General features: G+C 51.1%; 14 protein-coding genes and 1 tRNA gene. 8 read left to right on the top strand and 7 right to left on the bottom strand.

The annotated features are described in order from the left end of the window. Positions 1–34 precede the first annotated feature (34 nt). From AC23NW_RS02815 to gcvH, 6 genes are all read right to left on the bottom strand, one after another. Positions 35–400, bottom strand: a complete 366-nt coding sequence (locus AC23NW_RS02815) for a VanZ family protein (protein WP_487447555.1) — start codon at positions 398–400, stop codon at positions 35–37. 9 nt (positions 401–409) lie between these two features. Beyond that, positions 410–1,129 (bottom strand): gliding motility-associated ABC transporter permease subunit GldF, encoded by a 720-nt coding sequence (gldF, locus tag AC23NW_RS02810; RefSeq protein ID WP_487447553.1) that lies wholly within the window; start codon positions 1,127–1,129, stop codon positions 410–412. A 350-nt stretch (positions 1,130–1,479) separates the two neighbouring features. Beyond that, the gene (locus AC23NW_RS02805; protein WP_487447552.1) at positions 1,480–1,995 is read right to left on the bottom strand and encodes a DUF4199 domain-containing protein; all 516 of its coding nucleotides are present in this window, start codon (positions 1,993–1,995) and stop codon (positions 1,480–1,482) included. 62 nt (positions 1,996–2,057) lie between these two features. Then, a complete protein-coding gene (locus AC23NW_RS02800) occupies positions 2,058–2,609 on the bottom strand; it encodes a DUF4199 domain-containing protein (protein WP_293837597.1) in 552 nt (183 codons plus the stop codon). Positions 2,610–2,631: 22 nt separating this feature from the next. Continuing rightward, entirely contained in the window at positions 2,632–3,921 is a 1,290-nt protein-coding gene (locus AC23NW_RS02795) for a dihydroorotase (RefSeq protein ID WP_293837596.1), read from the bottom strand. Between the two features lie 90 nt (positions 3,922–4,011). Further along, positions 4,012–4,395, bottom strand: a complete 384-nt coding sequence (gcvH, locus tag AC23NW_RS02790; protein WP_293837595.1) for a glycine cleavage system protein GcvH — start codon at positions 4,393–4,395, stop codon at positions 4,012–4,014. 219 nt (positions 4,396–4,614) lie between these two features. Here gcvH and AC23NW_RS02785 point away from each other — a divergent pair, with 219 nt between their 5' ends. Both AC23NW_RS02785 and AC23NW_RS02780 read left to right on the top strand, forming a co-directional pair. Next, entirely contained in the window at positions 4,615–5,853 is a 1,239-nt protein-coding gene (locus AC23NW_RS02785) for an MFS transporter (protein ID WP_293837594.1), read from the top strand. A 118-nt stretch (positions 5,854–5,971) separates the two neighbouring features. Then, the gene (locus AC23NW_RS02780; RefSeq protein ID WP_293837593.1) at positions 5,972–6,400 is read left to right on the top strand and encodes a T9SS type A sorting domain-containing protein; all 429 of its coding nucleotides are present in this window, start codon (positions 5,972–5,974) and stop codon (positions 6,398–6,400) included. A gap of 49 nt (positions 6,401–6,449) precedes the next feature. Here the strand turns inward: AC23NW_RS02780 and AC23NW_RS02775 are convergent, their stop codons facing one another. Beyond that, positions 6,450–7,898 carry a M61 family metallopeptidase gene (locus AC23NW_RS02775; protein WP_487447551.1) on the bottom strand — a complete coding sequence of 483 codons (1,449 nt, stop codon included), beginning with the start codon at positions 7,896–7,898 and terminating at the stop codon, positions 6,450–6,452. Positions 7,899–8,152: 254 nt separating this feature from the next. Here AC23NW_RS02775 and rpmH point away from each other — a divergent pair, with 254 nt between their 5' ends. The 6 genes from rpmH to AC23NW_RS02745 all read left to right on the top strand — a co-directional run bounded on the left by rpmH (position 8,153) and on the right by AC23NW_RS02745 (position 12,265). Beyond that, entirely contained in the window at positions 8,153–8,320 is a 168-nt protein-coding gene (gene rpmH, locus AC23NW_RS02770; protein WP_083422208.1) for a 50S ribosomal protein L34, read from the top strand. Positions 8,321–8,405: 85 nt separating this feature from the next. Then, positions 8,406–8,822, top strand: coding sequence for a ribonuclease P protein component (locus AC23NW_RS02765; protein ID WP_293837591.1), 417 nt, complete (start codon positions 8,406–8,408; stop codon positions 8,820–8,822). Positions 8,823–8,887: 65 nt separating this feature from the next. Next, positions 8,888–10,540 carry a S41 family peptidase gene (locus AC23NW_RS02760; protein ID WP_293837590.1) on the top strand — a complete coding sequence of 551 codons (1,653 nt, stop codon included), beginning with the start codon at positions 8,888–8,890 and terminating at the stop codon, positions 10,538–10,540. Between the two features lie 71 nt (positions 10,541–10,611). Continuing rightward, on the top strand, positions 10,612–11,313 hold the full coding sequence (tsaB, locus tag AC23NW_RS02755; protein WP_487447550.1) for a tRNA (adenosine(37)-N6)-threonylcarbamoyltransferase complex dimerization subunit type 1 TsaB: 702 nt from the start codon (positions 10,612–10,614) through the stop codon (positions 11,311–11,313). Positions 11,314–11,422: 109 nt separating this feature from the next. Beyond that, a tRNA-His gene (locus AC23NW_RS02750) sits at positions 11,423–11,496 on the top strand. A gap of 112 nt (positions 11,497–11,608) precedes the next feature. After that, a complete protein-coding gene (locus AC23NW_RS02745) occupies positions 11,609–12,265 on the top strand; it encodes a carotenoid biosynthesis protein (RefSeq protein WP_293837588.1) in 657 nt (218 codons plus the stop codon). Positions 12,266–12,423: the final 158 nt, after the last annotated feature.

The following is a 12,423-nucleotide window of genomic DNA, read 5'->3' as shown; positions in this document are numbered from 1 at the left end:
ATCACCGGTTTACCCCTTTTTTTATATACTATGCTTATTTGTCAGCTGCCTTAAATACAGGAATTTGCGCCACAAGGATGCCAAGGATTGTGCCAACGGCGTCGGCCACGCCATCGTACAGATCAAACGAGCGCTTCAAGACCGGAAATGCGCCCTGAAACACTTCAATGCCCATGCCATAAACCACACCGGCAATCAGCACCCACGTAACGCTCCGGCCGGCCCGAAGCCATAGCCAGGCAAAAAGGGCGAAGATGGCGAGATGCTCGAACTTGTCGAAATTATCGACACTTGGCAGCCCGTTTCCCGGCCACGCACATCCAATAAACATAATGACCGTCCAGATAATGGCCAGACGCCAGAAGTTTTTACGGGTAATAAGCTGATTAAGAACATCCATAACGTGAGATCAGGCCGATAACCGGCGAACCGTAAGCCACAGGAAAAAACCCGTCAGGCTCAGTAAATAGACCACATTGCGTGAATCGATCAGGCCGCGGCCCAGCGCACGGAACTGCTCATCCAGCGCAAAATAGGAGACATAATAGGCCAAACTACCCAGCAAGTCAAGACCCGCTACGGCACCAAGGCCAATGTAGAGTAAAAAACAGACAAACACGCCGAGAACAAAGGCCACGACCTGATTATCGTTCAGTGATGAGGCCCACAGCCCGATGGAGACAAATACCCCGCTTAACAGCAGCAGACCGATATACGACCCGCTTACGGCCGCCGAATCAATGTTACCGACAGGATTGCCCAGCTGATACAGCGAATAGTAGTACAGCAACGTTGGCAGCAGGATGACCGCTACCAGCAACCAGCTCGCCAGAAACTTACCGCCGACAACGCCCCAGCGGCTTACAGGCTTGGTCAGCAACCATTCGAGCGTACCGGCCCGTACTTCTTCGGCAATAGACCGCATGGTAATGGCAGGTACCAGAAACAGCATGACATAGGGTGTCAGGTTGAAAAACGTACCCATATCGGCATAGCCATACTCCGGCAGACTGGTGTCCGGAAACACCCAGAGCAGCAGCCCCAGCGCCGTCAGGAAAACCGCCATGATGATATAGGCGATGGGCGAGCTGAAAAATTGATTGACTTCTTTACGGAAAACAGCAAACATGCAGCATTAACGAATTTAAAGCACCGGTTATGCGAATCGCCCCACCTTTTTGCCCAATCAATAACCTGTACGGGCGACCCCACGTGGTCGCCCAATTAATATACACATGGGCGATCAATCAAAAACCCGTACGGGCGACCCCATGTGGTCGCCCAATCAATATACGCGTGGGCTATCAATTAAAAAACCGTACGGGCGACCCCATGTGGTCGCCCAATCAATTTACACGTGGGCGATCAATTAAAAACCCGTACGGGCGACCCCATGTGGTCGCCCAATCAATATACGCGTGGTCGCCCAATTAATTTACACGTGGGGACTATCAACAGGGCGACCACGTGGGGTCGCCCCTACTCGAATACCGGTTTGTTTTTGCGCAGAATGGCGGCGATCACCAGCGAAAAAATAAAGCTCATGGCGATCATGCCGACGATCCCGAAAATAAACAGAAAGCCCGGCGACTGAAACTTCTGCATCATCTCAATCTGACTGTCAATCACATTGTCGGGGATATTTTTGTTTTCCAGATCTTCACGTACACGGTCGGCCAGCCGCGCCATTACTTCTGTATCAATAACAGTGGTGTAAAATACCGAAAAGGCACTTGACAGCAGCCCCGATACCGCACCGATTAGGGCACTCAGGCCAAGGCCCTCACCGTAGCTCATGTAGCCGTTATTGGCCGCACGGAAATCGCGCATGGCCATGACCAGAACGGCGATAATGAGGATGTACGATAATGACGAAAGCCCGGCATTACCCATCTGATCCGTTACGTAGAGCGCTGTCGAAAACAAAATCTGACCAACGGCCAGAATAAGACCCCATTTCAGGGCAAAGCGCGCAGATGATGCTTTTTCTTCCATACCTGTAATTGCGTTTATCCCTTAAATATACAAATAGTATACACCATTCATACTGTTGCCGGTTATTCCAGTACGCTATAATCCTGCTTTCGGAAGATCATCGAGATAACCAGAACCGGCAAAACGGCCAGTGCTGTTTTTTTGAACAGTTCATCGTAGATCAGATCACCCTCCTGAATCCGGTCAACGTTGGCCAGCATCGTTTTAAACTGATCGGCTCCCAGCTGCCGGACAATGTCTTTCTGCCCTTCCAGCAGGAGCGCCCGCGAGTTGTCCAGAAATTGCTGAAAGACCGACGGATCAATCTGTGTGACAAAGAAGTAGATTCCCCAGCCGGTTACCAGTGCGGCGATGGTGTTAATCAGGTAGCAGATTGAAATGCCCTCCCACAGGTGCAGCCGGCCCTTGCCGATATGCTTCCGGTAATACCATACGGTTGCCGTCATCGTAATGATATGGATACCAAAATCCAGCGATTTATGGTTTCCCAGCGGCGGGATACCGAGGCTATACAATGCCAGAAAGTACACAAACCCCAGTACACCGGTCAGCACACCAACCAGCAGCGGAATTCTGAGCAGCGGGTGGCTGAAATAGTCTATCACTTTTTTCATATAATTGTCTCAGGCAAAACCATTAAATGCCCGTATTCTGCACAAACTGTCCTTTGTTGATAATACCCGATACCGCACCTGTCAGTGATTTGCCGAGGAACGGTGAGTTTTTCGATTTTGACTGGGTCTGCCTGAACGTCCACGGGCGTTCGGGATTAAAGAGCGTCAGCGTGGCTGCCTGTCCCTGGTCAATTATAACCGGCAGTAAGCGTAGAATCTGCCGTGGCCGGACGGCCAGCTTATGAACAATCTGCCCCAATGAAAGCCCCTGATTATGGCTTACCAGCGCTCCAAACAGCGTTTCGAGCCCGATAATGCCGAAATCAGCCAGATCGAACTCGATGTTTTTACTTTCGTCGTCCTGCGGGTTATGATCAGATACAATGGCGTCAATCGTACCGTCGGCCAGACCGTACCAGAGTGCCTGTACATCGGCTTTCGACCGGAACGGCGGGTCTACTTTCAGGTTGGTATCGAAGGTGGCCAGCGCCGAATCGTCAAAAATCAGCTGGTGCACGGCCACATCGCAGCTCACCGGCATTCCCTGAGCCTTCGCGCGGCGGATCAGTTCAACCGATCGTGCCGACGAAATAGTGGAGAAATGCAGCACCGGTGCCGATACCGGCTCTTTACCAAGGGCATAATCCAGGAGCCGCAGGTCGCGGTCAACAATCAGCTCCTCGGCCAGGGCCGGAATCCCTTTGAGCCCCAGCAGTGTACTTTGTACGCCCTCGTGCATCTGCCCGAAACGGGTCAGCATTTTTTCCTCCGGCCGGTTCATCAGCAGCCCGTTAAACGGCTTCAGGTATTGCAGGGTTTTCACCAGCAGATCGGCATTCTGAAGCGGGTGGTCACCGTCGGAGAACGCCACGGCGCCGGCATGATGCAGGTCAATCATGTCCGTAAAATCCTCGCCTTTCGCCCCTTTGGTGATGGCTGCCACGGGATGTACCGACACGGGCTGTCCTTCGGTCATGCGCCGGATATACCCCAGCGTACTCTTGTTATCTACCGCAGGCTGTGTATTCGGCAGCAGGGCAATGTCAGTGAACCCGCCGGCAGCGGCAACAGTGCATAGGCTGCTAAGGTCTTCTTTATGCTCAAAGCCCGGATCTTTGCCGGCAACCCGCAGATCCACCCAGCCGGGCGACACATGCAGGTTTTCGTGTTCAATGACACGCGTATTTTCACTGGCCGTCAGGTTGTCGCCGATTTGCCGGATCAGGCCATTGTCAAGTAAGAGGTCGGTCACCTGCCCATCGAAAGGCGATTGCGGATCAACGATACGGGCAGAACGAAGAAGAATTTGCATATATCGGGGTTGTCATTCCTTGCAAAACGGAATGTCAATTCTAAAAAAAAGGCCCCTACCGGAGCCCTTTGACACTTTCTTTATAACTCGTTATTTACCAATCAGCTCCTGATAAGCTTCTGCCGTTAACAGATCGTCTTTCTGAATATCGTCAGCCACTTTAACACGAATGATCCAGCCACCTTCGTAAGGTTCTGTGTTAACCAGTTCAGGAGCGCCGTCGAGGTCAGGATTTACCTCAAGGACTTCACCTTCAACCGGCAGGAACAGGTCAGATACTGTTTTTACGGCTTCAACCGTACCAAAAACATCACCTTTGCCCAATGCCTCTCCAATGGTATTGATATCAACATACACGATATCACCCAGCTCATGCTGTGCAAAATCAGTAATACCAATTACCGCTGTGCCATCGGCATCAAACCGAATCCACTCGTGGTCCGGTGTGTAAAAAAGTTCTGCGGGGAAGTTCATTCGTTTATTGATTAGGTATGCAAAATACGGAAGGCTCTGTGGGATTTGCAACCTTTTTTGCTGTCAGCAGGAATTTGATGAAGATGTTTTTTGGCAGGATTGCCGGAGAGGCCGCATCAGGCAGATCAAGGTAATCCTGAAAATCATGCCTGTGCTCTCAAAAAATACCGATCCTGTCAAAAAATAAGCTAAACTAGTGGCCTCTAAGTTAGCGACTCTATGCAAACCCAACTCTCTACCGACACAAACCGTTCGTTGCGCCCGCTGTTCAGCCTGCCCGTTATTGTGGCTGCTCTGGGCTATTTTGTGGATGTTTATGACCTGTTGCTGTTCAATATCGTCCGCGTCCCCAGTCTGAAAGATCTGGCTCTCGACGAAAAATCAATTTCGATCATCGGCGGAAAAATTTACAATTACCAGCAGGCCGGTCTGTTGCTCGGAGGTATCCTGTGGGGGATTCTGGGCGATAAGCGCGGACGGTTGTCAGTCCTGTTCGGCTCTATTATTACGTATTCGCTGGCCAACATTGCCTGTGGCTTCGTCAGCAGCCCTGATATGTATGCGTGGCTCCGGTTTGTGGCCGGTCTGGGTCTGGCCGGTGAGCTGGGGGCGGGTATTACGCTTGTGAGCGAAGTACTGCCCAGACACCTGCGCGGCTACGGTACCTCACTGGTCGCCGGCATCGGGCTACTCGGGGCGGTGGTTGCCTTTTTTACCGTCCAGGGCTCCGACTGGCGGACTGCTTACTTTATCGGTGGCGGCCTGGGCCTCGGTCTGCTGCTGCTCCGGTTAGGCGTCCTGGAATCGGGGATGTTTGTTAAAATCCGGCAGGACCAGATCAGACGGGGGAGTTTTGCTGCCTTTTTCAACAACCGCGACCGCTTCGTCAGGTATCTGCTCTGCATGGGCATTGCCGTACCGACTTATTATGTCATCGGCATCCTGGCCACCTTCGGCAACGAGTTCGGAGCTGCTATGGGCATTACCGATATTCAGGCTGGCCGCTGCATTCTGTTTACCTACATTGGCGTGGTGGTCGGTGATCTCATCAGCGGACCGTTCAGCCATTACCTGCATTCGCGCCGGAAAGCAATTGGTATCATGACCGGCCTGACGATGGTTTTTGTGGGTGTCTACCTGTTTGGCGGTATTTCATCGGCCAATGCATTTTATGCCGTCTGCTCCGGTATGGGCTTTGCCATAGGCTACATTGCCCTTTTCCTGACCGTCACAGCTGAGAACTTTGGTACCAACCTCCGTGCTACGGCGACCACCTCCGTAGCCAACAACGTACGGGCGACTACGCTGCTGAGTATTCCGGCCTTTCAGGCTCTAAAAGCGTCGGTTGGCGTGATCAGTGCCGGTGCCATCGTCGGCCTGGTTTGTTTTGCCATTGGCCTCTGGTCGGTTTATAAGATAGACGAAACCTTCGGAAAAGAACTGGAATATACCGAGTAGTGCTGTTCATACAGCACAGGTGCCGTTTGTCCTTTATTCCGGCCGCTCATCACCGGATGCAACGTTCGGGGCAGTTGTTGTCATCTTTAGCATGTAAACAACATAAACTGAACTCTCAATGAAAACGTTACGTCAATCTTTCGGCAAGGCCCTGCTGGTGGCCACATGTGTAGTTGTATCGTCATGGGCTAATGCACAGGCAAAAGCCTCCACTGAAACCTATTACGAAGCGAAGCCTGAACAGAATCTGGCTTTAGCCATGTATCCGGCATCCGACCCGTCCAAACTCTGGATGGTTGTCGAAAAGGGAATCCCTGCCAAACGGTTGACCATGCGTATCATGGACAGCAAGCAGAAAGTCGTTTATGAAAGCGATATTTACTCAAAGAAAACGACTTTCCGCCAGCGTTTCGACCTGAGCGAACTTGCCGACGGGTTATACACCTTCCAGATTTCTGACGGCAAACAAATTCAGGAACGCAGTTTTAAGTTAGCGACGCCGGGTATCACCGAAACGCTGCCGCAACGAAATATCACAATGAATTAGATTTAGTTAACGGTGATAAGGCCGGCGCACTTGCGCCGGTTTTATTATTTCAGTCAATTCCCCACCATTTACGCCGGTTCAGGGTACCGATCAGATCGTCGGGCACCACCTCCAGCAGCACGCCGCCGTTCTCATCATGGGTAATCTGCAAGCCGACAAAACCAAGATACTGATTCAGCGTGGACAGCAACGAGGTATTTCCCTCAATGCAAAGCGTATAGTACCACGCCAGCGGCTGTCCGGCAACCTCCTCCGTAACAGCCTGATAATCCGCATAGCTATAGCCGATAAATGGTTTACCATACCGCTCCCACATCAGCCGCATGACATCATCCAGGCTCCGGCGATGATTGGTCAGCTGCCGGATATGCAGATCCAGAATCAAAGCCGCAATCGCCCCTTTATGGTATACGGACACCTTTCGGTCGGGAACGCCTTTGTCGTAGCCATCCAGCCACAAATCCCACGACGATTCGGTCAGCGACTGGAAGGCGCGGTCACTCACATCGAAGTGCCGCTTAAACGTCACCTGCAATTCTTTCAGGTACGCCGCATCGGAGAACACGCCCGCCCGGCGCAGCATGAGGTCGCCGTAGTAGGTCGTAACGCCTTCGGCCACAAAGCAGGTCTGAAAGTAATTTTCGCGGGTCAGATCATAGGGCAGAAGCTCCTGCGGCCGTATCCGGATGATGTTCCAGGCGTGGAACAACTCATGGGAAGACACACCCAGCAGGTCGATGTACAGCCCTTCGCCTTCATCATCAGGACCCAGCACCAGCATGGTGCTGTTGCGGTGTTCAACGCCGTGGTAGTAAGCCGTTGGCAGCACAATGGTCAGGAAATGGTAATCGTCTTCCGGAAACTCCCCGAATAACGCGAGCTGGGCCGCTGAGAACCGGCTGAAATCGTCGGCAATCCGCTCATGGTCCGGCACAATATTTCCCTGAAACCATACTGTAAACGGAGTATTGCCAACCGTATAATCAATCCGTTGCAGGTCAGGCGCTGCAATCAGCGGCGAGTCAATGAGTTCGTAAAAATCACTGGCCCACAGTTGCTGTTCACCGGCTTGTTTCAACCCACAGGCAACCGGCCACGCAGCCGGAATAGTCAGTGTCAGCAGACAAGGCTCGTCTATGCGCCCTTCTGCATATACACAGAGATTGACCGGATTAACGTATAGCAGCGTATCACTGATAAAACTCGTTCCGGCGTTGATGACACCGGTAAAATAGTTGTAGCGGACGAACAGTTCCGTCAGCCCCTTCGTCTCAGCCAGCCAGCGGTCTTTGGTAACTTTCCGGAACGGAACCGGATTTCCCGCCTGATCATAAATACCGAAGCGCTGAATATTTTTGGCAAAATGCTGCAGTTCGTACCGGCCGGGACGCCAGGCAGGTAACTGGAACACAACGGTATCAGTCGTAATATCAGCCAGATGAGCATCAACGGCAATATAATGCGGTAATTGCGGATCAGCAGACAGAATATAGTGCATAAATGACAGGCTCTGGTGAACGGCGTTCGGACAACATTCACATGACAATGAAAACGCCTGTAAAGTTATAACCTGACACGCTTTTTAACTTTGTGCCGGTCGTCTAATTAACCGGAAAACCAACATAATATGTACCACAACCACACCCAAAGGCACTACCTTAAACTTTAGCAAATATAAATTTGGTTTATCCGGCCTGATCAGCTATTTTTGCGGACTCATTTGGGAAACAGCGCTCCTGAGCAGATAATACAATGAAAAGAACTTATCAACCATCAAACCGCAAGCGGAAAAACAAACACGGATTCCGCGAGCGTATGAGCAGCCACAATGGTCGTAAAGTATTAGCACGTCGTCGTGCTAAAGGTCGTTGGAAACTGACTGTATCAGACGAGAAAAAAGGCGACCGCGTTAAACTGTAAGGTTTTTCATCAGGTGCCTGACCCTCTGCCGGGTTTGTCGACCAAACGGAACACAAATCACTGTAGATCTCGAACTGACAGCATTATGAAACAGACGTTCCAGAAAGCCGAACGGCTGACCAACAAAACGATCATTGATCGCTTATTCAAAAGAGGTAGCACGGAAATCCAAACGTTCTACCTCTTTCCTTTTAGGGTGGTTTACCTCGATGAACAGCCGCTGGCCGACACACCCGTTCCCTCACTCCCATCCATCCTGATTTCTGTCTCCAAACGTAGTTTTAAACATGCGGTCGACCGGAATACAGTGCGCCGGCGGGTACGCGAAAGCTACCGGCTCAACAAATCTTTATTATTTGGCACCCAAACATCGGCCCCTCCTGCTTATATTGCTTTTTTGTATACCGCCAAACAAATAATTTCGTTTGAAGAGATAGAAAAAGGCATGAAATTAGCCTTACGAAAACTGGGCGGTGACCAATCCGTGAAATTTCGTGCCTGATCTTGCTGTTGATTTCTTATACTCCATGATAGCAGTGCCCCCGGGCCACAAGCAAATACATGTTTATGAAAAAGTCTGTAAAAGCCTTAGCGCTGGCCGGCCTCCTGGCCGGAGGTGCGTCGCTGGCCGCCTTCAAAACCGATGACCGGTTCTTTGAAATTGCCCGCAACCTCGACATTTATGCGACCCTTTTCCGTGAATTAAACATGTACTATGTCGATGAGGTAAATCCTAACCGGATGGTGAAAACCAGTATCGACGCCATGCTGAAAGCCCTTGATCCGTACACCAACTTCTACGCCGAGGAGGAAATTGAGGATTACCGCACGATGACCACCGGCCGCTACAACGGCATCGGGGCGCTGGTGGGTGCGCGGCAGGGAAAAAGCGTGGTCATGATGATTTACGAAGGCACGCCTGCCGAAAAATCAGGTCTTCGCATCGGTGACGAAATCCTGAAAATCGACGGGATTGAAGTCCGCAACCGCCCCGACGACGACAATACCGACAAGCTCCTGCGCGGACAGAACGGAACAGCCGTGAAGCTGAGTGTCCGCCGCTACGGCGAAAAAGACCTGCTGACCATTCCCGTAACACGCGACGTGGTGAAGATGACCAACGTGCCGTATTCCGGTATGATCAACGACGAGGTCGGGTATATCGATCTGAAAGACTTTACCGCTACGGCCGCCCGTGAAGTGCGCCAGGCCGTTATTGATCTGAAGGCGAAAGGCATGAAAAAGCTGATCCTCGACGTTCGTGAGAACCCGGGCGGTTTACTTAACATGGCCATCGACATCTCGAACCTGTTTATTCCGAAAGATTCGGAAGTAGTTACCACGAAAGGAAAAGTGCAGGAATGGAATAAAACCTACACGGCTATGGCCCCGCCGCTTGACCTCGATCTGCCGATTGTGGTGCTCTGCAACAGCCGCAGCGCCTCGGCAGCCGAAATCGTATCGGGTGTTATTCAGGACTATGACCGCGGCGTACTGATCGGGCAACGGACGTATGGTAAAGGGCTGGTTCAGACAACCCGCGACCTGTCGTTTAATACCAAAATGAAGATTACCACCGCGAAGTACTATATTCCGAGCGGACGGTGTATTCAGGCTATTGATTACAGCCACCGCAACCCGGACGGCAGCGTTGGTAAGATTGCCGATTCGCTGAAAACGGCATTTAAAACGAAAAACGGCCGCGTCGTGTATGACGGTGGCGGTGTACTGCCGGATGTGATTACCGAAGCCAATAATCCGACGCCGATTGCGCTGAGCCTGGGCAATAAAGGGCTGATTTTCGACTATGCCGTCAAATACCGGCACGATCACCCGCAGATTAAACCGGCCCGCGAATTCCGCCTGACTGACGCTGAATATCAGGAGTTTGTCAGCTGGCTGAAAGATAAAGAATACGATTATACGACGCAGGTAGAGAAGGATTTGTCGAACCTGGAAGCCTCGGCGAAAAAGGAAAAATATTTTGACCTGATCAAAGACCAGCTGAAAGCCTTGCAAACCAAGGTATCCCATAGCAAGGAGGCCGACCTGATGACCTTTAAGCCGGAACTGAAGCCAATGCTTGAGCAGGAAATTACAGGCCATTACTACCTCCAGAAAGGCATTAAAGAGTCGTCGTTCAACAACGATCCGGAGATGAAAGCGGCCCTTGATCTGTTCAAAGACATGAACCGCTATCAGTCTATTCTGAAGAAATAATAAAGCTGCTGCTTACCGGAAAGGGAGACATGCCTGGCATGCTCCCTTTCTGCCTTTTATCTTAGTGCTCTATGCTTATTTTATCCATTGATACCTCAACAACCATCTGTTCGGTTGCACTGCACAGGGACGGCACATTGCTGGGGAGTTATGAGTTGTTTACCGAACGCACATCATCGGCAATGCTGACCACCCTGATTGATCAGGTCGTACAGCACACCGGCTTTTCGCTGCCGCAGCTGGATGCCATTGCCGTTGCGAAAGGTCCGGGCTCCTATACCGGTCTCCGCATCGGCGTGTCAACGGCAAAGGGGCTTTGTTTTTCGCTCGATAAACCGCTGATTGCCGTTAATACCCTACAGGGCATGGCCGAACAGATCCGGCCGTTCTATGCAGCACAGACGCCCCGCAAACCCATTCTCATCTGCCCGATGATCGACGCGCGCCGGATGGAAGTATACTGCGCCCTGTATGATACCGCCGGTAACGAAACCGCACCTACATCGGCAATGATTATTGATGAAACCTCATTTGCCGGCGAACTGGCCGCTCACACCCTCGTCTTTGTTGGTGACGGTGCTGCTAAATGCCGGCCGGTACTGGGGAATCACCCCGACGCCCTCTTTCCCGAAACGGTTATATCTCCTTCTGCGCGTCAGATCGGGGTACTGGCCGCTGCTGCCTGGCAACAAGGCCGGTTTGAGCATGTCGTCACATTCGAGCCTTTTTACCTCAAAGACTTTATGGCTACCACGCCACGCAAGCTAGTATAATGTACTAATTATCAACCTAAAACGACCGGAACGCGTTTTTTTGTGATTTTTTTTCGGCAAAACGCTTGCCAAAACCAGACATAACCTGTTATATTTGCAATCCAAAATGGTAGTTGTAGCTCAGTCGGTTAGAGCGTCGGATTGTGGTTCCGAAGGTCGTGGGTTCGAACCCCATCTTCTACCCTACCTAAAGCCTCACAAATGTGAGGCTTTTTTGTTTTGTTCCTCTCCCTTTTAATGGCCTGACCTGCCGGTTTATTTGCCAACTTTTTTTTGTCAATTCTGTTTTAAGGGTATGTTCACCGCCGTACCAAATACCAACCGTCAACACACGCTCATCGTTTTTTTACTGCTGTTAAGCCACCTTGTAGGTTCTGTCGGTCTGCATGTACCGATGCTGGCTCCGGTATTTAAGCTGCTCGTTCCGGTCAATCTGACGGTATCGCTGGCATTGCTGCTCTGGTATCACACCGACTGGGCACCCTCCTTTAAAACCTACATCGTAATTGCCATACTGACCGGCTTTTTCATTGAAGTGACCGGCGTAAAGACCGGCCTTATTTTCGGACATTATGCCTACGGACCCGTACTGGGGCCTCACCTCTGGGAAGTACCGCCAATGATTGGCTTTAACTGGCTGATGTTGTCGTATTGCTGCGGGTCTGTGTGTGCGCAGACCACACATTCCTATCCGGCAAAGGCTGCCCTGGCGGCTTCGCTGATGGTCTTACTGGATGTATTTATTGAACCGGTCGCCATCAGGCTTGATTTCTGGCACTGGTACGGACAGCCTGTACCGCTTCAAAACTACGTAGCCTGGTGGATTGTCTCCTTCTGCCTGTTTCTCTGCTGGTTCCGTTTTCCGTTTATAAAAGCTAACCGGCTGGCTGGCTGGCTACTCCTTGCACAATTTCTTTTCTTCATTTCACATCTTTTACTGATTCTTGTTTAATCTTTGTAAAACAAAACTGGCAAACACCGGGTTGTATACTAAATAAGTTGTCACCAAACAAGTCTGTTTAGTGATTGACTTGTTTACTATGATTCACTAGCTTGTACCACTTTTTTCCGAATTGTAAGATGCCTCTTCAGTTTGGTAGCAATGCGACA

The sequence above is a fragment of the Arsenicibacter sp. R0_47 genome, assembly GCF_057652235.1.
Note: the sequence above shows the minus strand (reverse complement) of the source record. Positions and strands in the feature narration are given on the sequence as shown.